Annotated in this window: 13 protein-coding genes; 8 read left to right on the top strand and 5 right to left on the bottom strand. The window is 40.1% G+C overall.

Annotated features, from left to right (window positions below):
- Window positions 1-266: 266 nt before the first annotated feature.
- Window positions 267-1,640, top strand: a complete 1,374-nt coding sequence (locus AACL61_RS09330; RefSeq protein WP_339111295.1) for an NAD-dependent succinate-semialdehyde dehydrogenase — start codon at window positions 267-269, stop codon at window positions 1,638-1,640.
- Window positions 1,641-1,696: 56 nt separating this feature from the next.
- Here AACL61_RS09330 and AACL61_RS09325 read toward each other — a convergent pair whose 3' ends face one another.
- The 3 genes from AACL61_RS09325 to AACL61_RS09315 all read right to left on the bottom strand — a co-directional run bounded on the left by AACL61_RS09325 (window position 1,697) and on the right by AACL61_RS09315 (window position 4,377).
- A complete protein-coding gene (locus AACL61_RS09325) occupies window positions 1,697-2,125 on the bottom strand; it encodes an OsmC family protein (RefSeq protein ID WP_003669548.1) in 429 nt (142 codons plus the stop codon).
- Between the two features lie 67 nt (window positions 2,126-2,192).
- On the bottom strand, window positions 2,193-3,188 hold the full coding sequence (locus tag AACL61_RS09320) for a D-2-hydroxyacid dehydrogenase (RefSeq protein WP_339111294.1): 996 nt from the start codon (window positions 3,186-3,188) through the stop codon (window positions 2,193-2,195).
- 1 nt (window position 3,189) lies between these two features.
- Entirely contained in the window at window positions 3,190-4,377 is a 1,188-nt protein-coding gene (locus tag AACL61_RS09315) for an aminotransferase class I/II-fold pyridoxal phosphate-dependent enzyme (protein WP_339111293.1), read from the bottom strand.
- Between the two features lie 506 nt (window positions 4,378-4,883).
- Here AACL61_RS09315 and AACL61_RS09310 point away from each other — a divergent pair.
- Window positions 4,884-5,105 carry a hypothetical protein gene (locus AACL61_RS09310; protein WP_003670244.1) on the top strand — a complete coding sequence of 74 codons (222 nt, stop codon included), beginning with the start codon at window positions 4,884-4,886 and terminating at the stop codon, window positions 5,103-5,105.
- A gap of 117 nt (window positions 5,106-5,222) precedes the next feature.
- The gene (locus AACL61_RS09305; protein WP_102816085.1) at window positions 5,223-7,460 is read left to right on the top strand and encodes an ATP-dependent Clp protease ATP-binding subunit; all 2,238 of its coding nucleotides are present in this window, start codon (window positions 5,223-5,225) and stop codon (window positions 7,458-7,460) included.
- A 70-nt stretch (window positions 7,461-7,530) separates the two neighbouring features.
- Here the strand turns inward: AACL61_RS09305 and menC are convergent, their stop codons facing one another.
- On the bottom strand, window positions 7,531-8,634 hold the full coding sequence (gene menC, locus AACL61_RS09300) for an o-succinylbenzoate synthase (RefSeq protein ID WP_102816086.1): 1,104 nt from the start codon (window positions 8,632-8,634) through the stop codon (window positions 7,531-7,533).
- 811 nt (window positions 8,635-9,445) lie between these two features.
- Here menC and AACL61_RS09295 point away from each other — a divergent pair.
- On the top strand, window positions 9,446-12,364 hold the full coding sequence (locus tag AACL61_RS09295; protein WP_339111292.1) for a hypothetical protein: 2,919 nt from the start codon (window positions 9,446-9,448) through the stop codon (window positions 12,362-12,364).
- Between the two features lie 81 nt (window positions 12,365-12,445).
- On the opposite strand, the gene AACL61_RS09290 is transcribed toward AACL61_RS09295, so the two are convergent.
- Window positions 12,446-13,030 carry a GNAT family N-acetyltransferase gene (locus AACL61_RS09290; RefSeq protein ID WP_231125352.1) on the bottom strand — a complete coding sequence of 195 codons (585 nt, stop codon included), beginning with the start codon at window positions 13,028-13,030 and terminating at the stop codon, window positions 12,446-12,448.
- Window positions 13,031-13,169: 139 nt separating this feature from the next.
- Between AACL61_RS09290 and cls the strand changes: the two genes are divergently transcribed.
- The 4 genes from cls to AACL61_RS09270 all read left to right on the top strand — a co-directional run bounded on the left by cls (window position 13,170) and on the right by AACL61_RS09270 (window position 23,799).
- The gene (gene cls, locus AACL61_RS09285) at window positions 13,170-14,633 is read left to right on the top strand and encodes a cardiolipin synthase (protein WP_339111291.1); all 1,464 of its coding nucleotides are present in this window, start codon (window positions 13,170-13,172) and stop codon (window positions 14,631-14,633) included.
- A 269-nt stretch (window positions 14,634-14,902) separates the two neighbouring features.
- A complete protein-coding gene (locus tag AACL61_RS09280) occupies window positions 14,903-18,685 on the top strand; it encodes a PD-(D/E)XK nuclease family protein (protein WP_339111290.1) in 3,783 nt (1,260 codons plus the stop codon).
- The gene (addA, locus tag AACL61_RS09275) at window positions 18,685-22,863 is read left to right on the top strand and encodes a helicase-exonuclease AddAB subunit AddA (RefSeq protein ID WP_339111289.1); all 4,179 of its coding nucleotides are present in this window, start codon (window positions 18,685-18,687) and stop codon (window positions 22,861-22,863) included. Before AACL61_RS09280 ends, addA begins: the two co-directional genes overlap by 1 nt.
- Window positions 22,864-23,799, top strand: a complete 936-nt coding sequence (locus AACL61_RS09270) for a LacI family DNA-binding transcriptional regulator (RefSeq protein ID WP_339111288.1) — start codon at window positions 22,864-22,866, stop codon at window positions 23,797-23,799.
- Window positions 23,800-23,849 lie beyond the last annotated feature (50 nt).

Below are 23,849 nucleotides of genomic sequence, written 5' to 3'. Positions count from 1 at the left end.
ATCGTAGCGTATTTCAAACCAAGACGCTAATTTAAACACTTCTTTCAAAAAAATAAATTCACAAATTGGTCTACTTGAAATTAAATTAACAAGAAAACGTTTCCTGTATAATTAAATTGTTAGTTAGAGGTAGAATAAAATAGCTTTTATTTGTTAAAAAACAAACTTTTCAATCTGAGATAATTGGATTTTGGCGGAGTAATATTAGTTGAATTGGTCTATTAAACAGTTGTAAAATGTAAGCGTTTATTTAAGGAGGAACCATAATGGCATATCAAAGTATCAATCCATTTACGAACCAAGTAGAAAAAACGTTTGAAAATACAACTGATGAAGAATTAGAACAAACATTGACTACGGCGCATCAATTATATTTAGATTGGCGGAAGTACAATGATCTTGAAGAACGGAAACGTCAAATTTTAAAGTTAGGTCAAATATTACGTGAACGACGTGTTGAATATGCGACAGTTATGAGTAAGGAAATGGGAAAATTAATTAGCGAAGCAGAAGGCGAAGTTGACCTTTGTGCTTCTTTCTGTGATTATTATGCAGCCCATGCAGATGAATTTATGCAACCAAAAATTATTGCGACGACAAGTGGACGCGCCAAAGTTTTGAAGCAATCATTAGGAATTTTAGTTGCAGTTGAACCTTGGAATTTCCCATTCTATCAAATTGCCCGGGTATTTATTCCTAACTTTATTGTAGGAAATCCCATGATCTTGAAGGATGCGTCGAATTGTCCAGCATCAGCACAAGCATTTGCCGATGCCGTTAAGGAAGCTGGTGCGCCAGCTGGCAGTTTAACTAATTTATTCCTTTCATATGACCAAGTAAATAAGGCAATTGCTGATAAGCGGGTAGCTGGTGTTTGTCTTACTGGTTCTGAACGCGGCGGTGCAACCGTTGCTAAAGAAGCTGGGGCTAATTTGAAGAAGAGCACTTTGGAACTTGGTGGTAATGATGCCTTTATTATCTTAGACGATGCAGATTGGGATCTTGTCGAAAAAGTTGCCCCGGCAGCCCGCCTATATAATGCTGGACAAGTATGTACATCATCAAAACGTTTTATTGTACTTGAAAAGGATTATGATCGTTTCTTAAAGATGATGAAAGATGCGTTTTCTAAAGTTAAAATGGGTGATCCCCTTGATCCATTAACAACGCTGGCACCACTATCATCTAAGAAGGCAAAAGAAAAGCTCCAACAGCAAGTTACTATAGCTGTAGAAAACGGAGCCAAAGTTTACTATGGTAATAAGCCGGTTGACATGGAAGGACAATTCTTTATGCCAACGATCTTAACTGATATCACCCCAGATAACCCAATATTTGATACGGAAATGTTTGGGCCAGTGGCTTCGGTTTATAAGGTTAGTTCCGAAGAGGAAGCAATCGAATTGGCCAATAATTCAAGCTATGGGTTAGGAAACACTATCTTTAGCAATGATTCCGAACATGCAGAACGAGTAGCAGCGAAGATCGAAACTGGAATGAGTTGGATTAATGCGGGCTGGGCTTCATTACCAGAATTACCATTTGGTGGTGTTAAGAGTTCAGGTTATGGTCGTGAACTCAGCAGTTACGGAATTGATGAATTTACTAACAAACATCTAATTTACGAAGCACGACAATAAAATTTGCCAAAAGTAAATAGCTGGGAAGAATTTTTTCTCCTCAGCCATTTTTTCAACTAATCAACTTTTACAAATCCATCTTGAACAAATTTCGTTCCGTAGGTCAGAGTGTTTTCCACGGGACACTTTGCGGCAACGTCAGCGAGGAACTTCTTGATGTCTTCATCAGACTCGCTGCTGCGAAGATGTGGTTGGTAACGGATCTCAGTAAACTTACGAACATTCTTGCCATCAGCAACATCTTCACGACCAAGATCACCCTCGATTGTTACCCAAAAAGCTCGTAAATCAAAGTTACGTTTTTTAGCTAATGCCTGGGCAGTAATTGCTTGGCAGGCACCAAATGACGCAAGGAGAATTTCTACTGGGTTCATCCCCGTATTAGTACTTTCAGGTTCATCAAAGGTAATTTCAAAACCACGGGTACCGGCTGAAACTTGCATCCCCGTTGTTGTCTTAGTTGCTGTTACTTTATATTTACTCATAACCGTGCCCTCCTTTAATACCCATAGTGTAATCGAGACGATACTTTTGGTCAATGAGGGTGCTCAATTATAAGGTGATTTCATGTGGTGATTTTTCGCCATTAAGGATTGTCATCACATCATCAAGTGAACTATCCACCATATTTTTGACCGCTAAATTAGTAAAGAAGGCAATGTGAGGCGTAAGAATAACATTATCCATTTCGTGTAATTCTTTAACAAGGGGCTGATCATCAAGCCCTTTTTCTTGACGATTTGTGGCCGCCACCGTTTCTTCACCTTCAAAAGTATCAAGGGCGGCAGCTGCAATTGTTCCCTTCTTTAGGGCCACAACCAAATCAGCTGTATTAACGACTGGACCACGGCTAGCATTGACCAAACCGGCAGTTGGTTTCATCATTTCAAAGTCGTTAGCAGTCAATAAACCTTTAGAAGTTGGATTTAAATCGACGTGGAGACTAACAACATCGGCTTGTTTTAGTAATTCTTCTTTAGAAACGAACTGGACAATTCCATCGAGGTCAGTGCGCGGATTCGTATCATATCCTAGAACGGTAGCACCTAATGCATGAAGAAGCTTTGCCAGGGTTCCGCCAATGCGTCCAACACCAATAATCCCAATCGTGGCACTATGAATTTCCGTTGATTGTTCGTCGCTAAACCAGCGGAAGTCATTTTCGGCGACTTGGTGGTCAAAGCGGTAAGTTTTCCGAAGCAACCGGAAAATCTGCATTAATGCAAACTCGGCGACACTCCGCGGCGAATATGCTGGTACATTGGTCACGACTAGGTCATTTTCGTTAGCCTTTTTGATGTCGACCATGTCAAATCCAGCTGTCCGCGTTGCAATTTGTTTGAGCCCATTGGTATGGAGCTTTTCATAAATATCGGCTGGAACTTTACTGCGTTGCTGAATTACGAGTCCATCAACATCGGCAGTTAATTCAACAGCATCATCAATCAATTTCGGCGTTGTGATGATTTCGATATTGTGTTCTTTTGCGTATTCGTTAATGGCGGTTTGTTCATCGTCCCGCACACTAGTCATCAAGATTTTTGTCATGTTAATTCTCCTTATTAATGAAGGATGCAATGTTATCAAGAGCTCCGGTTAGATTTTCCATACTGGTGGCGTAACTAATTCGAACGTATCCTTGGCCGCCAGCTCCAAAGAAGGAACCAGGAATCACAGCAACTTTTCCTTCATTTGCAAGATCTGTCGCAAATTTAAGGTCATCATTACCATATTGTTCAGGAATCTTGGCAAATACGTAGAAGGCTCCTTGGGGATTAATCAGCTCGAACCCTAATTTTTGGAGGTTATTAACAACAAAGTCTCGTCGTTGCTCATAAGCATCTTTCATTTCTTGAGTAGCTGTTTTTCCTTCGTCAGTACCAAATGCGGCTACTGCAGCGGCCATTGCTGGATTAGAAGCAGCAGTTACTAACATTGCGTGAATAGCACTGACTGATTTCATCAATTCTTGCGGCCCAGCGATAAAACCAATTCGGTAACCAGTCATTGCATGTGATTTTGAGGCACCATTTAAAATTAGCGTTTGTTCGGGGATGTAATTAGCGATTGAAGTATGAGTAGCTCCGTAAACAAGTTCAGAGTAAATTTCATCTGCAATTACAATCAGGTTAGTTGATTTAACCGTATCGGCTAGTGCTTTAATTTGATCTTGGGTGTAAGTAACACCAGTTGGGTTGGAAGGGTAGTTAAGAACTAGTCCTTTTGCATTAGGATGTTCTTCTAGGACGCTTTGGAGTCTTGCGGGTGTGAGAATAAAATCATCGCTGCTTGTATCAACTTCAATCGGAATCCCACCAAGAATCTTTGTGACAGCTGTATAGAAGGGGAAAGTTGGGGTTGGAATGATAATTTCGTCGCCAGGATTAATAATAGTAGAAAGAGAAGCGAAAATTCCCTCTGTTGCGCCAACTGTAACAGCAATTTCGTTTTCTGGATCGTATTCCATCTCGTAACGATCTTGCATGAAGTGAGCGATTGCTTGGCGTAGTGCTAAGGTCCCATTTCCCGGAGCATAGTGTGAATCATTGGCATTGATGCTATCGATTGCGGCCCGCTTCATTGCGGCTGGCACATTAAAGTCTGGTTCACCTAATGTTAGTTTAATGATGCCAGGGATTGCGCTGACTTGGTAGTCAAATTCGCGGATCCCGCCGGGAGTGAGTTTAGCGAAATTATTGTTAAGACGATTGAGAATTTCTTTTTTAGTAGTTGGCATGATAAATTCCTCCAATATAAATATGTAGATTTAGAAAAAAGAAGCCCTGAATGCTATAGGAAAAACATCCAGGGCTTCTTGATCAGATTGGAATGAGTATAAAAGAGGCTCTCGGATGTTTGGGGGTCATCCGGGAACATCACAATGATAAAATCACTGCTGGTTAGCGGACGGTAATCGCGCTAAACCAGAAGACATACGCTTGATTCAAGTGAATTGTCGCAGTGCTCATCATTGTGTCCTCCTTTTGATTAACTGATTATTAATAATTCTAATTATTTTTTAATTTTTGTCAAGTGTTGATTGAGAAAAACTATTAATTACAAAAACATTTATTGGTTACAAATGTAAATATAACAAAACTTGAAAATATTTATGATTATTAGTTCGCCTTTAATTTAATGTTAAAATTATATTCTACAATTTTTTTTATTTTTTTCGTGTCTTTTTTGTTGTCTTACTCCACAAATGTGATATAATATTAATCGTAAAGGAAGTGGGTAGCAATGCGGATCGATATCAAACATTATTTGGAAGTTAACCACTTGACCATTTATCAAGTTTCCAAGCGTTCCGGTTACGGCTACACGACTTTACACAAATCGTTTAACAAACCACAGTCTAGTTCGACCTCGCTTAACCTGCGTGATCTTGATGCCTTGGCTCGTGCTCAGGACAAGAGCATGTGGAAGGTCCTTAAAGAACTAGAAGAGCATTACCTCGAATGAGAATGTGGCTTTGCTGTAGCCACAGGAAGTTAAATGCGTTAACGTTTGGCTTTCAGAATACTTAGACTACGAAACTTAGAAAACAAAATATTATATTTAATTGAGGAGGGATTGCATATGGCTCAAAACCCAATGAATCCATTTGACAACGACATGAATGACATCTTCAATCAATTAATGGGTGGCATGAATGGTTTCAATTCTGATAATCGGCGTTACCTAATCAATGGTCGTGAAGTGACACCAGAAGAATTTGCTGAATATCGTAGAACTGGTCAATTGCCAGGCGGTGCAAATCCTCAACAAGGTGGGCAACCTGGCCCTCAACCTAACGCAGGTAAGGACAGTATCTTACACAAGTTAGGTCGAAACTTAACTCAAGAAGCTCGTGAACATGAACTTGACCCCGTTATTGGTCGGAACAAGGAAATCCAAGAAACAGCTGAAATTTTAAGCCGGCGGACAAAGAACAACCCTGTATTAGTTGGGGACGCTGGTGTTGGTAAGACTGCTGTTGTTGAAGGATTAGCACAAGCAATTGTTTCCGGCGATGTACCAGCTGCTATCAAGGACAAGGAAATTATCAGTATCGATATTTCTGGTCTTGAAGCAGGTACCCAATACCGTGGTAGCTTTGAAGAAAACATGCAAAAGTTGGTTGATGAAGTCAAGAAGGCTGGAAACATCATCCTCTTCTTTGATGAAATTCACCAAATTATCGGTGCCGGTTCAACTGGTGATTCTAGTGGTTCTAAGGGTATGTCTGACATTATTAAGCCAGCATTATCCCGTGGTGAACTAACAGTTATCGGTGCAACTACTCAAGATGAATACCGGAACACTATTATGAAGGATGCTGCATTAGCACGGCGGTTCAATGCTGTTACTGTTAATGCTCCAAGCAAGGCTGATACTGTAGCTATTCTTAAAGGTATCCGTGACTTGTACGAACGTCACCACAATGTAAAGTTACCAGATGACGTTCTCCAAGCTGCTGTTGATTACTCTGTTCAATACATGCCACAACGTGCATTACCTGACAAGGCTATCGACTTAATCGATATGACTGCTGCTCACTTAGCAGCAAAGCATCCTGCACGTGATGCTAAGGCAATTGAAAAAGATATCGAAGCAGAAGAAAAGAAGCAAAAAGCTGCTGCTAAGAAAGAAGATTACAAGGCTGCTCAAGATGCCAAGGAAAAGATTGCTGACTTGAAGAAGCAATTGAGCGAAAACTCTAAATCTGAAAAGGTTACTGCTACTCCAGAAGATGTTGCTAAGGCTGTAGAACAAATTACTGGAATTCCAGTTTCAAAGATTGGTGCTAGTGACGTTGAACGTCTAAAGGACATGGACAAGCGGCTTGAAGGCAAGGTTATTGGCCAAGACAAAGCTGTTGAAGCAGTTGCTCGTGCTATTCGTCGTAACCGTGCTGGATTTGACGAAGGCGATTCACCAATTGGTAGTTTCCTCTTTGTTGGACCTACTGGTGTTGGTAAGACTGAACTTGCTAAGCAATTAGCCCTTGATATGTTTGGCAGCAAAGACGATATTATTCGGTTAGATATGTCTGAATACTCTGACCGGACAGCTGTATCTAAGATGATCGGTGCTACTGCTGGTTATGTTGGTTATGAAGACAACGGTAATACCTTGACTGAAAAGGTTCGTCGTCACCCTTATTCAATTATTCTTCTTGATGAAATTGAAAAGGCTAACCCACAAGTTATCACCCTCTTGCTTCAAGTACTTGATGATGGTCGTTTAACTGATGGACAAGGTAACACTATTGACTTTAAGAATACTGTTATCATTGCTACATCAAACGCCGGCTACTCCAACGATGCTCCAGTTAAGATGGGCCGGAACGAAGATGAAGAAGACTTAATTAAGAAGTTGACTACTTACTTCCGTCCTGAATTCTTGAACCGGTTCAACGCCATTGTTGAATTCCACAGTTTGACTAAGGAAGACTTGAAGCAAATCGTTGACTTAATGCTTGCTGAAGTTGACCGGACATTGGCTAAGAAGGGCATGGATGTTAAGGTTACTGATGCTGCAAAGCAATACCTTATTGATGAAGGTTACGATGAAGCCATGGGTGCTCGTCCTCTTCGTCGGGTTATCGAACGTGAAATCCGTGATAAGGTAACTGATTACTACCTTGACCACTTCGATGCAAAGAACCTTGTTGCTGAAATGAAGGATGGCCAACTTGTAATTGTTGACGCTAAGGACGCCGCAAAAGACGATAGTAAAGAATATACCTCACCATCTGAAAAGAAGGATGAAGAAAAAGACGATAAGAAGGAAGAAGACAAGAAGTCTGACGAAGATAAGAAAGACGAAAAGTAATCTTCCTTCATTAAATTAATAAAAAACACATGAATTAACTCAATGAGGTTAGTTCGTGCGTTTTTTACATTTAAAAACTTGTTTCTTCTATAGAGTAACGGTGAATAGTGCTCCAGTTTAATTTATAGCCAATACCAGGGATAGTTGGCACATTGATTTTGCCATCGTTTAATTTAATTTCAGGATTAATAATGTCGTGAGCGAAGTAGCGCTGTGAGGCAGAAATATCATTTGGCAGGGTATAACCTGGAAGTGTAGCTGCCGCAATATCAACTGCACGCGCGACTCCTGATCCGAGCATTCCTCCGCACCAGCAGGCTATTTGATGAGCTTGCGCGAATGATTGAATTTTTTTAGCAATAGTTAGCCCACCAACCTTACTAATTTTGATATTTATTATTCGACCACTTCCTAACTGCTCCATTGCTTCCGCATCAGCAAGACTATTGATGCTCTCATCCAAACAAATAGGAGTAATTAGCTGTTGTTGGAGTTGTGCATGATGGAGGAGATCATCGGCTTCGAGAGGTTGTTCAATCATTAAGAGGTTAAGTTCATCGAGACGTTTTAAGCAGTCAATATCTCTTAAACGATAAGCTGAATTAGCATCAGCCATTAACATTAGATGAGGAAACTCATTACGGACTGATTTCAGATATTGGTAATCGGCACCAGGTTTAATTTTGACTTTTACACGCTGATAACCAGCTTTCACTGCCTGACGTACTTTAGTAACTAAAAGCTCGGGAGAAGGTTGGATTCCGATACTAATGCCTGCCAGTATCTCTTTTTTATTCCCACCAATTGCTTTTGCGAGTGATTGATGGTTTCTTTTGGCGTATAAGTCCCACATAGCAGTATCGATTGTCGCTTTTGCCATATTATTTCTCCTAATACTCGTAAAGAGATCCTTCAATTCGGCAGGAGAAGAGAGTTCCTGATTAAGGATCATTGGAATAAGAGAGTTTTTGAGTAAAAGATAAGCACTATCTCTGAATTCTTCTGTATAAAAAGGAAAACTAAATGCAGAACATTCTCCGTATCCAGAATAACCATCTTCATCATTTAATACTAATAAGGTGAAATCTTTAGTTATCATTTGGCCGAAACTCGTTATAAATGGAGTCTGGAGTGGCAGATTTATCTTATAAAGGTGAGCGGTAGTGATTCTCACTTAGAGTCAGCTCCTTAAATAGTTTTTACTCCCTAGTTTGGAGTAAAGGGTAGGAATTGTAAATAGTAATATGCATAAAATGCTCGTAAAAGTAGGTGGAGGATTTAAAGTAAAAATAGGCAAAAAAACTTCTAAAAAAGGGTTAGTGATAAAGTTGACTTATCATCTTATCTAAACATATGAAAAATGGAGTCGATTAAAGTACGCTCTTGTTAAATGTAAGTATTTTAAGTGTTGTTATATCAAAGGTTTGATAAATTACCACTTGTTAAATAATGGGACGAAAAGGACGCAAAAAGCTTAAAAATAGTTGTTGCATCTTCTTGCGAATGTCTTTTGTTGCAACGTTTGTATCAAAGTGTAAGGCGGAAATTGAAGATATTTAGGTGTTTGGGGTGATAAATAAAAGGTGATTTAATGGTCTATAATTATCACAGGAACGGTTTTAAAATTTTTTAAGTTTTTTTTTGGAACTAAACGGGGTATTTTAAATAACCGCGTAACTAAAAAAGGCTTTGATAAAATTGTTGGTTGGCTGATTGTGTGATTAGTTCATTGTCGTTGATAAATAAGGGTTTCTTCTCGATATATAATTCTATTCGAGTGATTAATGAACAGTTGTTTCGTTGATAAGCAGAGCTACTTAACGGGGGAATAGTTAAAATGTGAAAATAACCGTTTGAAATTTCAAGTCGCTTGTAATCCCTAAAAACCTTGATATAGTAGGAACTGTTAAGTCATTAAGCAATAAACCTTGCATGAATAATTTATTTTCTTTTGAATATTTTTTCATAAACGGGGGTTTATTAAAATGAGAAATTCGAATACAAATAATTGGCGTTCAACTGCTTTGATTGCGGGGGCAATCTTGACAGCAGGTGTCGTTACCACCACTTCAACGACAGATGTACACGCTGATAATAGTCAAAACAATGTACAAGTAAGTAATGACCAAGTTACTTACGACCAAGTTCGAGCAACTGCTGATCAGCAACTTGCACAATTGCAATCAGCTAATGATAGTAAAGAAGCTCAACAAGCTACGGCCAACGAGCAATCAAATGCTGCGGATCTTGCACAAACCAACGCACAAATTGATCAATTAAAAGCTAGTCATGCTGCTCTAGAACAAGAACAAGCCGGTGCTATTGCACAAGCACAAGCTTCTACTGCTGCTTCTATTGAAGCACAAACTTCAGCTGCTAATGCTGAATACCAACAACAAATTAACGCACAACAACAAAACGAAGCCACTCAACGTGCAGCAAATGATCAACAGTACGCACAAGCTGTTAGTCAAGCTGCTGAAAATCAACAAGCTGTCGCTGATATCAATGCACAATATCAACAAGCTTTAAGTGATGCAGCTAATACGCAGACAAGCCAAGCACAGGCTGCTGCCAATAATTACAACTCAGCTGTTGCTAAGGAAAATGATACTTACCAAGGTAAGTTATCTGCTCAACAAGCAACTAATGCAGAAAATGTTAAAAATGCTGAAGCATCTCTTGCAACCGCAACTGCTAATGCTAACAAGCCTTATGAAGTCGCAACTACTAATGAGGTTGCTGTTACTGGCCGAGTTGCTAAACCACAAACAGATGTTAAGGTTCCTGACTATGTAGCAAAATACGGAATTCATCTAGAAGTTCGTGGCTATAATGGTGCTATTCCTGTATCTGATTATACTTATCCTGAATTTGCTAATACTTACTATGGTGAATATCCTGATAGTGCAGTAATTACGAACAAGGCTGCTGACTCAACTCCACATGATATTTCAGAGATGCCATTAGATTTCCAACCAGGTCTATTAAGTTACGATGCTAAAAATGATCATTCAGAAAAAGTTTCTGCTGATGGATTAACAGCTGTCCAAGTTCAAGTATTACGGGCATTAGCTCTTTCATGGGAAAATGGATTCCGTAACAATGTTTTCCAAAACTACCGTGAATTTTACAATGCGGTTAATAAGAATGATGGCTTTGTAAACGTTGCTCCAGTTGATTTAGTAAGTACTGACTTTACTGATAACATTGCTAACCAAGTTGTTGCTAACCGGACAAAGTACAATGTTGATAATAATAGCCATACTGTTAAAGACAGTGGAATGCCTACCGAAGCAACTTATAGTAGCATTATTAATAATGCCACCCAAAACTTGCAAAAGAGTTTAACAAGCGAATTTAATGGTAAGACAGTTTACACTGACGTTAATGAAAACTTGACTACTATGCAAGCTGGAACGCCAACTCTTCTAAATTACGCTATTAATCTCTACAACTCAATGCAGGGTATGTACTATGGTGAATTGGTAAACCCAACACACATCGGTGGACATGCAGTTAATCTTCTTCGTGCTGGTGTTCGCACTGTGGGAATTGGCTTCCAAAAGCTAACTGATGAAATGACTGCTAAGAATGGTTCAGGTGTTTCTGATCGTAAGAATCCATCATATACTGTAACATTTGATCACATTGGATTTAACATTAACCATGATGCTAACTTAACTAAGGAAGTTCAAAATCGTAATGTATGGGGAACTTCAACTGTAGATGCACAATTAAATGCTATTAAGACTGCTCAATATCATGTTAATAAAGTACCAGGGACAAAGACAGTTACGCCAACTGCAACTGATGTGCAAAAAGCTACTGCTAGTGAACAACAAAAATTAGCTGATGTTAAGGCACAAGCACAACAATCTCTTGATGCATTAGCTAGTGCCCACCAAGCTAACTTAAATAACCTTGAACAACAATATAATGATGCAAAAGCTCAAGTAAAAGCTAACTATGATGTTGCGGTTACTAAGGCAGCTAGTGTTCGTGATGCTGCTCTTAAGGCTACTGGAGCTGTTGATCTTCAAGCTTACAAGGCTCAATTAGACAGTGCCTACCAAAACTTATTAAAGGCTGATCAAGTAGCTGCACAAAAGCTTGCTGCTGATCGTGACGCTAAGATCGCTAATATCAAGAAAACTGAAAATGCAAAGCTTGATGCTAAGATTAATGAACTTGTTCCAAGCATTGACCCACAAATCAAGCAATTGCAAGATCAACACCAAGCAGTTATTGCCCATGGTGATGCTGTTCTTGCTGAATTAAAGGCTGAAAACAAGGCTGCTTATGACAAACTTGCTGAACAATTCAATGTTCAATTAGCAGCTATTCAACGGCGTGAAGATGCTAAGAGAGCTAATGAAGTTCGTTTAGCAAATAATACTGTTGTCCTTCCTTCAGCAGTGAAAGTTGCTAATGACGGTAATGTTGATACTGTTGCCTTCCCAACAGCTTCAAACCCTCTACAAGTTGAAACTACTGGACGTGTTCAAACCGTTTCAGCACCATCAATTGTAAAGACAGCTACACAAACACCTATTGCAGTTGCACCAGTTGTCACTACAGAAAATCATGCTGCTGAAAACACTGTTAAGAGTAATGAAAGTTCAGCTCCAGTTGTAACACAAACAGCTGCAGTTGCTGCTACTACAAATAATGGTACACAAATACCGGTTGCTTCTACTGCTGATAATAAAGCCACTAAAGCAGACAACAATGAGAAGTCAGTTGTAAAAGCTGGCACTGTTGCTAAGAAGCAAACACCTGCTAAGAAGAGTGAATCATCACAAAAGGTAGATCAATCTTCTATGTCAATTGTTGCTTTAGCTGCCACTGCATTACTTGGTACACTTGGTATCACTTACAGCTCAAAGAAGCGCCATAACTAATCTAAAACGGTTAATAAATACAAAGAGGCTGGGAATTCCCCAACCTCTTTGTTGTTTTAAAATGTCATTTCTTTGTGCGTCCTATAGCTTATCAATCAATGGTTGCATAAAATTATTATTGATTCGAGTAAGCTTATGATGGCTTCCTAAGTTTAGTTCATAGGCTAATCGCTCGGGATCATTTTGGTCATTAACTTGAATGATTCCTCGCCTTTTAAAGTTGAAATTTTCGACAATGTGTTGCATCGCTTTATTGCTGCGGTGAGTATCAACCCGAAAATTCTTAATCCCTTGCATTTGACCGACTGTTAGCAAGTTAGAAAAGAGCAATTTACTAAGTCCTTGTCCGCGATAATTGCTGCTGATGGCGACCCGGTGAATGGTAGCGTAAAGTTCATCTGGTTGTTGCCACTGTCCCTGTGTAATGTTACGGTAGGTCGGTTCTGGGGTAAGCTGAAGAGTCGCAGTTGCCGCTACTTTATTACCATTAATCAATACCCAGTTTGTTTGCGTTGCAATATCTTGAGCAAAAGTTTCTCGATTTGGATAACCGTTTTGCCATTGCGGACTACCATTTTTCTTTAGAAGCTCTTTTGCATCATCAATTATTTTCATGATCGCCGGTAAATCTTGAAGCTGGGCGCGTCGTAAATATATTTCTGCCATTATTATCCTCCCCCGATTAATAATATTTCTATTGTACGACATTTAGCTTTATTCAGCGGAGAAAATAAGCGAGATTATATTTCAGAAAGAAGTGGTTTGCGTTAGAATGAAAAGCAATGAAATGAATGGAGGATAAGCGATGGCATTAACATGGACAATTATTTGGTGGTGTTTGCTACTGGTTATTCTCGTCAATGAAATTGCGGCCATTTATACTGTTTTCCGTGAAAAGCGGGATATTGCTGCAACTTGGGCATGGTTATTGGTGCTAACGCTGATTCCTGGTTTTGGCTTTATTTTATATGCATTCTTTGGACGAAAATTACCACATAAACAATTAGCCCGAATAAAATCCCAAACGCAACTAAAATTAAAACAAGCACTAGAAAGGCAGAAGCAACAATTCATCAATATGCCGAAGCCTAAAGATCAAACCGTCCAGATTTATCGGCGGACCATCATGCTTTTTCAAAGTATTGATGACTCATTTTTAACGCGGCACAATGCCGTTAATATTTTTACAAATGGTAATGTGCTTTTTAAGAAAATGTTTGATGATATTGCAGCAGCGAAAAAGAGTATCCATATTGAGTTTTATACAATTTATAATGATCAAATTGGTAATGAATTACGGACTCTGCTTGAACAAAAGGCGGCTGAGGGAGTAGAAGTGCGAGTTCTTTACGATTCATGGGGGTCGATGGGAGTCTGGCCAAGTTTCTATGATCATTTACGGGAAGTCGGTGGTTATGCAGCTCCATTCCTGATGTCCCGAAGTAATTTCTTTGATTTTCGGATAAACTACCGGGACCACCGGAAAATTGTTGTTCTTGATGGTGAGATTGGGTATGTTGGTGGTTTTAATATTGGGGACCAATACCTAGGACGCGTTCCTAAATTTGGTCCATGGCGTGATACCCACCTTCGAATTGTCGGCGGTGGCGTTTATGGCCTTCAGCGACGGTTTATCGGCGACTGGAATGCATCAATGAAAAAGGATAAAGATAAGATTGTGCATTACCATCCTTACTTCCAACCAATTAGAGTTCATGGGGATGTTGCATTGCAGACTGTCTCTAGCGGTCCTGAAGCGCCATTGGAAAAAATTAAAATGGGATATTTACGTCTAATTAATGCAGCGCAAGATCATATTTGGATTCAAACTCCCTACCTAATCCCTGACGATAGTATTTTGGATGCGTTAAAAGTGGCAGCTCATTCAGGAATCGATGTACGGATAATGATTCCTTCAATGCCTGACCATGCCTTTGTATATCGGGCAACGCAATATTATGCTCGTGAGCTTGCTAATCATGGTGTAACAATTTATTACTATCAAAAGGGTTTCCTTCACGCTAAGACAATGATGATTGACGGTCGAATGGCTTCTGTCGGCTCTGCTAACCTTGACTTTCGGAGTTTTAAATTAAACTTCGAAATTAATGCCTTTATTTACAATCAAAATACGGTAGACGATCTTGAGCGAATTTTTGTTAATGATATTCGTAACTGTCGGGTGATTACACCAGCAATGTTTACAGAGCAACCACGCTGGTTGAAGTTTAAGCAAACAGTGTCACGTCTACTATCCCCAATTTTATAATGATAGAACGAGGCTGGGAGAAAACATTTGTTTTCTCTCAGCCTCAACTGTTTTCACGAACGATAGCAAGATAACGTGGAAAATAATCACAAGGCTCGAGGCTAAGGATAGAACGCTAATCAGCCCGTGCCGTGCTAATCACCGTTCTATCCTTAGCCCACCGCCTTGTCGAGAAGATTATTTCCCACTCCCTTTTTAGCTAAAGAATATATGTTCGTTTTATGATAAAATTAGAGGAGCAATTTAAGCGATAGAAAGGATTAAAGATTATGGGAACACTGGGATTTGTTTTAGGAACAGCAGCGATGGATCATCAGCAAGTGTTGATTGATCAATTAGTTGACCAGATAAAGAATGCATCTACTGATGAGAGCTTTTATTATTTGGTGCCTAACCATATTAAGTTTGAAACTGAAATTAATGTCCTTGCTGGTCTTCGTGATCGTCAAGGATTTAGCGGAAGTGACAGATTCGCCTCTTCCCGCATACAGGTGCTTTCGTTTAGCCGGCTTGCTTGGTACCTTTTACGAGATACTCCAGCTTTTCAAAAACAACACCTTTCTAAAATTGGGATGGCGATGCTCACTTTTCAAGTTGTTCAAGAACAGGCAAGTGAGCTCCGTTTATATGCAAGCGAAGTAAAACAAGCTGGATTTATTCAAAAGATGACAGCTCAGCTTGAAGAATTAAAAAATGCCAACATAACCGCCGATGACTTAACTGATATTATTTCTCGGGTGAAGTCCGAGAATGACCCAGCAGCTAATCAGGCATGGCTCGCTAAAATGCATGATGTTGAAATTATATATCATGCTTATGAAGACCGGTTACGGGACCGGTACATTGGTAATAGTGAGTTATACCGGCAATTAGTGTCTTACCTTCAAAAATCACCAGAAGTTGCTAAGATGCACTTCTTTATTGACCGTTTTGCTCAGTTTACTGCAAATGAACAACAGGTAGTGGATGCATTAATTACGAATGCCGCATCGACAACTATTTCTTTAACTCTTGATCGTGGCTACCCAGACCAGAATCATCCAAATCCCCAGGAACTTCCTCCTAAAAATAATTTATTCTATTCCTCCGCGATGCAATTTCACCGTTTATGGAAATTTGGCCAAATGCATCAAAAAGAAGTGAAGGTTTTGCAAAATGTAGCGTTTGCGACGACTCCTCGCGTTGATGTGGAATTACAACAAGTTGATTCGTATTTTAAGCGTTATGCAAGCGAACCAATTGGCCCCGGCGAGCGGGAAGAACTTTCTCGTCCCCAAAATCTTCAATTTATGACAACCACCAATCGGATGACTGAATTGAATAATGTGGCTACCCAGATTCGCCAATTAGTTGCTAGCGGTAAATATCGTTATCGTGACTTCCTTATCCTTAGTCGCCACCTTGACGGCTATCAGACAATGATTGAACCGGTTTTTGCGGCACATAATATTCCAGTTTTTAATGACCATGAACGCTTGATGGATAATCATCTGCTAGTAACGCTTCTTACGACATTATTGGAATTGCCGCAACGAGGCTATCGAACAGCAGACATCATCCAATTGCTGAAGACATGGTTACTTGTTCCACGGACAGGCACTGGTGATCTGATGGGGCTAAGTGATTTCCAAGCAGCAGTTTTCGCTACTGAGAATTGGTGCCTTAAGCAGGCAATTGAAGGAAAAAATGCTTGGACAACTAATGATCCAGAAAAGATTAAGCAATTATGGCAGGCGCCAGGAACGAACCTAACAGATCCAAAATATGAACAGTCACGTTTAAAAAAATTAAATGACCAGTTAGCTCTTGTAAAAGATTTTGTTGCAAACCACTTACTGCCAGTTTTCGACCAGTTTAAACAAGCACAAACAGGACAAGAACTTGCGACTGCTTTATACCAATTCTTAGCTGCCATGAGAGTTACAGACCGGTTATACGCTTGGCAGCAATACCAAAGTACCCGGGATTTAGACCTCGCGCGCCAACCACAACAAGTCTGGACTACCTTTTGCCAAATTCTCCAAGAATATGTAGAAATTTTAGGCCAACAAGAACTGTGGAACGGAACTAGTGAGGTTCTTGCAGAGTTTAGTGAGTTACTCCAGGCAGGTTTTGCGGCGGCCCAGTATTCCCAGATCCCGGCAACGTTAGACCAAGTAGTAGTCTCTGAAACTGGAATTGTCCAAAGTGAAAACCGAAAAGTAGTTTTTATGATTGGGTCAACTGATGATGTGATGCCTGAGATGCAAGAAAGTGATAGTTTGCTAACGGACCAAGATAAGGATATTTTGAGTGCTTATCTTGATGAAGATTTCCAATACCTTCCTGGAACGGCAATTGACCAACTGATTGACGAGCCATTTGTTCACTATACTGGTTTTATGAACGCTAAGGAGCAGTTGATATTCTCGGCACCGCAAACTGATAGTGATGATAAGGAACTCAGTATATCGCCATATATGCACGATATGGCTCGCTACTTTGATCAACCGGTTCGTGAATATCCATTAGCTACTAGCAAGGCCGGACAAGAGAATGCTATTGATTTTGTTAGTGCCCCGCTTACAACAATAAACCGGTTAGTTGAAGTTAGCCGGCAAATTCGTGATGAGCAAGGGGTTGGTATTGATCGTCAACCGGTCATGCCCGTTGGATGGCAAACAGTTGCTGAATCGTTGGTTAAGTTAGCTAAGCAATGGCAGCAATCAGCGGATGCTAAGGTTCAAGCAGAAGGAATATCACTAGGTCAGCGTCTATCTTTAGTTGCTGCTGGCTTCCATTATCAAAATAAGATTGATTCCCTGGGAAATAAATTGGCTCAGGCGCTTTATCTCCGGGCAGCTCCAGACGATGAGCGCGGGCGGGTATTATATGCCTCGATTTCGCAGTTACAAGATTTTTATATTAATCAGTACGAATATTTCCTTAAGTATGGCTTGAGGTTGCAAAAACGAGATGAGTTAACCTTATCTAATGACCGTATCGGTACCTTCTTCCATAAAGCAATGGAGACTTTTGTTACAACAATTCGAGAAAATAATTTGTCTTTTGCAGACCTTGCCCACAAAGATAATCAGGTGCAACGTGACCAGCTGATTGACCATGCATTAGTTACAGCTCAAGAGAATCAGCCAACTTTATTGCGTCTCATAAATTCTTCAGCCCAAGCCCAATTTCAATATCAGCAATTAACCGCAATTGTTAAAACAATGTTGATTACATTATGCCGCCAAGCTGAATATACCGGCTCACAGCCAGTAAAAACCGAAGTTCAGTTTGGACGAATTGGTAACCAACAGCCAGGCAACCTTGGTTCTCTTGATTATCCGCTTAAAGATAATCATCATATTTATCTGCGGGGGCGAATTGACCGAATCGATAATCTTAAGCAAGGAAACGATAATTTCTTGACGGTCGTTGACTATAAGTCGAGTAATCATCTTTTTGACCTCACTTCGGCTTATTATGGACTCTCTCTCCAACTTTTAACCTACCTTAACGGGTTACAGGCAAACTTAACTGAATTGGAAACGAATAACCCACGACTGGCAGGGGCATTATATCTTCGTTTGAATAATCCGACAATTAAGGCTGCCGAGTTAAAGAAAAGTTCCCTCGATGATTTGAAATTAAAAGAGCACCAATACAAGGGAATCCTCTTGAATGATCCACAATTATTGCGGGAGTTAGATAAGAGCTTAGATAAACAAGCATTCTTATACCCGCTTAAGGAATATAAGAATGGAAAAATCAAAGCTAATAAAGAGGCGCTTCTCGTTACGCCGCAGCAACTTGATTGGCTGCAAAACATGAATAAGGAACTTGTAATCAATGCGGGTAATCAAATTTTGAGTGGTGACTTGAAACTAAATCCTTACCGGTTATTAACTGGAAGCAACCGCCGCACAGGACTTGATTATAGTGACTTTTTAGACGTATTTCAGTTTGATAATATGCTTGACCAGCAAAACTATCGCGACCTAAATCCTAATTTAGCAAAAGAAGCATTTGATAATGTAGTCCAAGACGATGATGAGGAGGATAAGAAGTAATGGCTGGATTTAAACCAACGCCTGCTCAATCCAAGGCGATTAATGACCGTGGCGAAAATATTCTAGTTTCAGCTTCCGCGGGATCAGGAAAAACGGCTGTGCTAGTAAATCGGACAATTGAATTAATTAAGGAAGGGCAAAGCATTGATCGAATGCTGCTCGTAACATTTACGGACGCAGCAGCAAAGAATATGCGGGATAAAATCAGGACAGCCTTGCAGAAAATAGTACAAGATTCCGCTAATCCCAAAGATTTACGTGACCGGATGAGTAATCAGATTAACCGGCTTGCGGCTGCAGATATCAGTACAATTCATGCTTTTTGTTTAAAGTTAATAAAGCGCTACTACTACTTGATTGACCTTGATCCACAATTTCGGCTCTTAACTGATGAAACGGAGCGATTGTTACTTCAAGAAGATGTCTGGCATGAAGTTAGCGAAGAACTATATAAAAATGCTGAAGAAAAAGTTCCAGGAAGAGCTTCCTTTAGCGAACTAGTCCTCAACTTTTCTAGTGACCGTGATGACCAAGGACTTGACGACTTGATTTTACGGTTATATGAAATTGCTAATGCCCAGCCTGACCCCGAAAAGTGGCTCCAAAAATTACCAGATAATTATAATTTGGGGTCTGGCTCACTATTAGAATCTAATTTTTATCAACAACAGCTAAAGCCCCTGGTCATCGAAAAACTCAATCAGTTCATTCAAGATTATCGTGAATTAGCAACAAGAGCTCGTGATAACGGACTAGACCAAGCAGCCGAGGTTATTAAGAGTGATGAAGAGTTGATGCACCAACTTCTTTCGTCCCTAGGAGGTATTACCGTCAGTGATGTTTGCCAAATGATGGCGCAGCAAAAGTTTGGTAGTTTTCGGGGACGACCAGCGGCAGATGATCCACGGATTGATGTATTTAAAGACATTCAAAAGCAGCGTAATCAATTAAAGAAGCATTGGGAACAAACCGTTAGTACTTACTTGGGAAGACAGGAAGCACAGGAACCAATCGCAAAAGAAGAATTGCTAACTGAGCTAACGACTTTCCGTGATCAATTTACAGCCTTGTTAAGCAAAGCAACTGAAAGTCAATTAGGTGCTAAAACTGTTGATTCATTGCAAAAAGACCAGCAGATGATGCAGGAACTTTTAGACTTATTGCAACCACCTACTTGGAATACTATTCGGGACTTATTTGCTAACGCTAAATTTGCACGAATGGGTGGTAAACCGAAAGATGATGAGCTAGCTGAAGAAGTATATAAATCACTGGGAAGTGCTCGCACGGGGATAAAAAAGCAATTTGATCAGTTAGTCGATCGCTTCTTTAATTACCGTGAAGACCAATTTCGATTAATTTCAACGCATGCTCAGGAACTTTTACGTGAATTGAGTGCGGTAACGATTAATTTCCGTCGGCGGTACCAACAAACTAAGCTGAATCGGCATGTCCTTGAATTTAGTGACTTGGAGCACTACGCGTACGCCATTTTAACGCCACCAGACGACCAGCCGAACTGGCAAACCCTTGTCAAAGATCTGCAAAATCATTATCAGAAAATTATGATCGATGAATATCAGGATACGAACCGCCTTCAGGAAAGTATTTTGATGAAATTGACATCTCCTGAACGCAAGAACCTATTTATGGTGGGGGATGTTAAGCAATCGATTTACCGATTCCGTGAAGCTGATCCAACATTATTTCTCGGGAAATATCAAAACTATCGTCAAGGCAACGACGGGGAGGCAATTGTTTTAGGGGAAAATTTCCGATCGATGACTAATGTGACGAGCTTTACCAATGTCCTTTTTGAACAACTGATGGATAGGGAAGTTGGTGAAATTGATTATGATGAAGATGCCCATTTAAAATATGCGGCAACTTATTACGAAGAAAATCAAGATAATAAGGTTCACCCAACAGAAGTGTTACTGTATGACGCGAATGCCCTTGATCCAGAAAAAGAAGATGTTGAACATGAGGATGATAAACTAGCTGGAGAATTTCGGATGATCGGGATGCGAATTAAGCAGATGGTCGAAAATCAAGAGTTAATTTTTCATCCAGAAGATGGACAGATGCATCCAATTCAGTACGGTGATATTGTTTTGCTTGAACGGACAAAGGCAATCAATAATTCTTTGATGGAAGAGTTTAATAAACTTAATATTCCATTGACAGTTCACGATGTTGAAAGTTATTTTCAAGCTACTGAAGTGCGAGTAATGATGTCCTTGTTGAAGATAATTGATAATCCACAACAGGATATTCCATTAGCTGCTGTTTTGCGGTCGCCGATTGTCGGGTTAACTAACCAAGAATTAGCTTTTATCCGTCTTCAGAATCGCTCTGTTGATTACTATGCTGCCCTGCAATCATTTATGGGTAATTACCAGCGAAAGGCGCTTCGCCATCAATCGCTCCTTACTTCTGAACAGGTAAGTGCCCTCTATGAAAAAGCAGATCACTTCTTAGGCTTGCTTCGTCTCTTTCGACAAACAGCCCAACAGCAAACTCTTGTTGACTTGATTTGGCAGATCTATGACCAAACAGGTTACCTTGATTATGTTGGAGCAATGCCAGGAGGCCACCAACGGCAAGCAAACCTCCATGCCCTTTATCAACGTGCGCACTCCTATGAACAAAGCAGTTTTAAGGGTCTTTATCAATTTATTCGTTTTATTGAGAAGATGCAGGAACATGATAAAGATTTAGGAGTAGCACCGACGCAGTTAACTGCAAACACGGTTAATGTTATGACGATTCACGGAAGCAAGGGGCTTCAATTCCCCGTAGTCTTTCTAATTGATGCCACACATGGCTTTAACAAAGGAGCAGCTCGTGAAAATGCAGTTGTCGATGCCGTTGCGGGGGTAGGGATTCGTTACATGGATGATCAACGGGTTATTTATGATACGCCACAACGGCAAGCAGTGATTGAAGAAATTCAGCGCGGCGAACGGGCAGAAGATCTTCGGGTTCTCTATGTTGCACTGACCCGTGCGGAACAGCGATTAGTTATTACGGGATCCTTTAATGAAGAAATGCGGACACAAAGTCTTGCTGGGTCATGGCAGCGGTGGCAAAAAGCTTATCAGAGTAAGAATTTACTAATTGGCCCGCAGCCACGGATCACTGCAAATTCATTTATGGACTGGGTTGGCCTTGCCCTGGCTCGTTATCCAGAATTCAACGCGCAACAATTGAGTCGTGGAAATGTCACGTTAGAAGAAAGCACGCTTGCTGATACTAAAGTTACTGGTTTGGCGGCTGATCCTCACTTTATTGCAAAAACATATACTGCGCTTGATGTTAGCGATGGATTAACAAAAATTGGGCAAAGTGCTAGTGCTAATGTAACGGAAAAGAACAATACAGTTGCAACTGATGCTTCTGAACAAAAGATTGAACAAATTTTGCGCTATCGTTACCCCCATCTTGTCGCTACTAAAACAACTGCTTACCAATCCGTTACAGATGTAAAACGAGTCTTTGAAGATCCTGATACACGTGATATGGCACGGTGGGATTATGATCAACAACAAAAGGTAAAGACGCAAGGGATTTACTTAAATAATAACTTTGATGTTCCGGCTTTCATCCAACAGACTACTCATGAACCAGTGGCAACAGAAATTGGAACAGCAACGCACCTTGTTTTCCAAAAACTCCCACTTGATGAAGGTCTGATTAACGTTGAATTTGTTGATCAAGAAATTCAAAAATTGGTAGGAGAAAAATTGATCAATCCAGTTGTGGCAGCACGGATCAACCGGAAAGGAATAGTGGACTTTTATCAGACTGAGATTGGTCAAAAGATCTTAAACCATCCCGCAGATTATCATCGTGAAGTGCCGTTCTCAATGATTATGAATGGTCATGAATTATTTAAAGGGGTAAATGTTAGTGATGATGAACGCATTTTAATTCACGGAATCATTGATGGTTACTTAAAAAATGACGAGGGCATTGTTCTAGTTGATTATAAAACTGATCACCTTAACAAAGATTATCGCGACTTTGATTTAGCACGGATAAAGGATCGTTACCGAGGACAATTAGAGCTCTATAAAGAAGCTTTGAACTTAATGGAAGGGATTCCAGTTGTCCAAATGGGGCTTTACCTGTTAGAATTAGGAGAGTTCGTGTTATTTACAAAAGAGGGTGATTAGTTGGTGACAATTAAGGATATTGCACAGAAAGCAGGGGTATCGGTTTCGACTGCTTCTCGAGCTTTAAACCATAATCCACGAATTAGTGAAAAAACACGACAACGAATAGCGACGATTGCTAAAGAGTTGGGTTATCAACCAAATTACAATGCACAGAACCTAACACGGGGCGAATCAAACATGGTCGGAATTATTTTTCCAGTAACCAATGATACTGCGCCTGCCAACCCGTTTCATATTGACTTATTACGGGGAATTAGCATGGCATTAAAGCCGATTCACTATGAAATGGTTGTGGCAATTGCGCCAACTACGACCGACCTTTTGCAAAGCGTAAAATCGATGGTCGAACAGTCCAAGGTGCATAATTTTTTAGTACTTTATACGGTTAAAGATGACCTCATTACTAATTACCTGCGCCAAAATAACCTTAATTTTGTGGTAATCGGTCATCCAGATAAGGCCCAAGATCGCTTTGTCGACAATGATAACGTTGCGGCAGGGCAAGCGGCGACTGATTATCTGATGGATCATCAGGAGGCCAGTCACCCCGTCTTTCTTCAATCTGCAAGTAATTGGATATTTGAACAGGATAGGCATCAAGGTTATGAGCAGAGTATGCAAAATCATCGTCTTCCTGCTCTTAGCTGGCGATATTCACCAACTGGACCTGCAGTTAAAGATTTTATTAAACAACATCCGCAAATCGATTCAATTGTTTGTGTTGATGACTTGTTGCTGGTACGATTAGTACGGCAACTACAAGAATTTAATTTACCAACTATTTGTTTTAACAATAGTCGGTTGATGGGGATGTTAATTAATCAAGAAGAAAAGGTTGACTTACAACCCCGCAAATTGGGTCAACAAGCTGTTGAATTACTTTTTAATCCAGAAGAGCAATTTCGAATCGTTGATTTTAAAATAAATAGTTGATAGAAAGGACCACGGAATTACTTGCCACGGTCCTCTCTTATTTTTACATG

Origin of the sequence: Limosilactobacillus reuteri subsp. porcinus, assembly GCF_036621895.1 — a bacterium.
Classification (GTDB): domain Bacteria; phylum Bacillota; class Bacilli; order Lactobacillales; family Lactobacillaceae; genus Limosilactobacillus; species Limosilactobacillus reuteri_J.
This window is presented reverse-complemented; position numbering and strand designations above follow the sequence as displayed.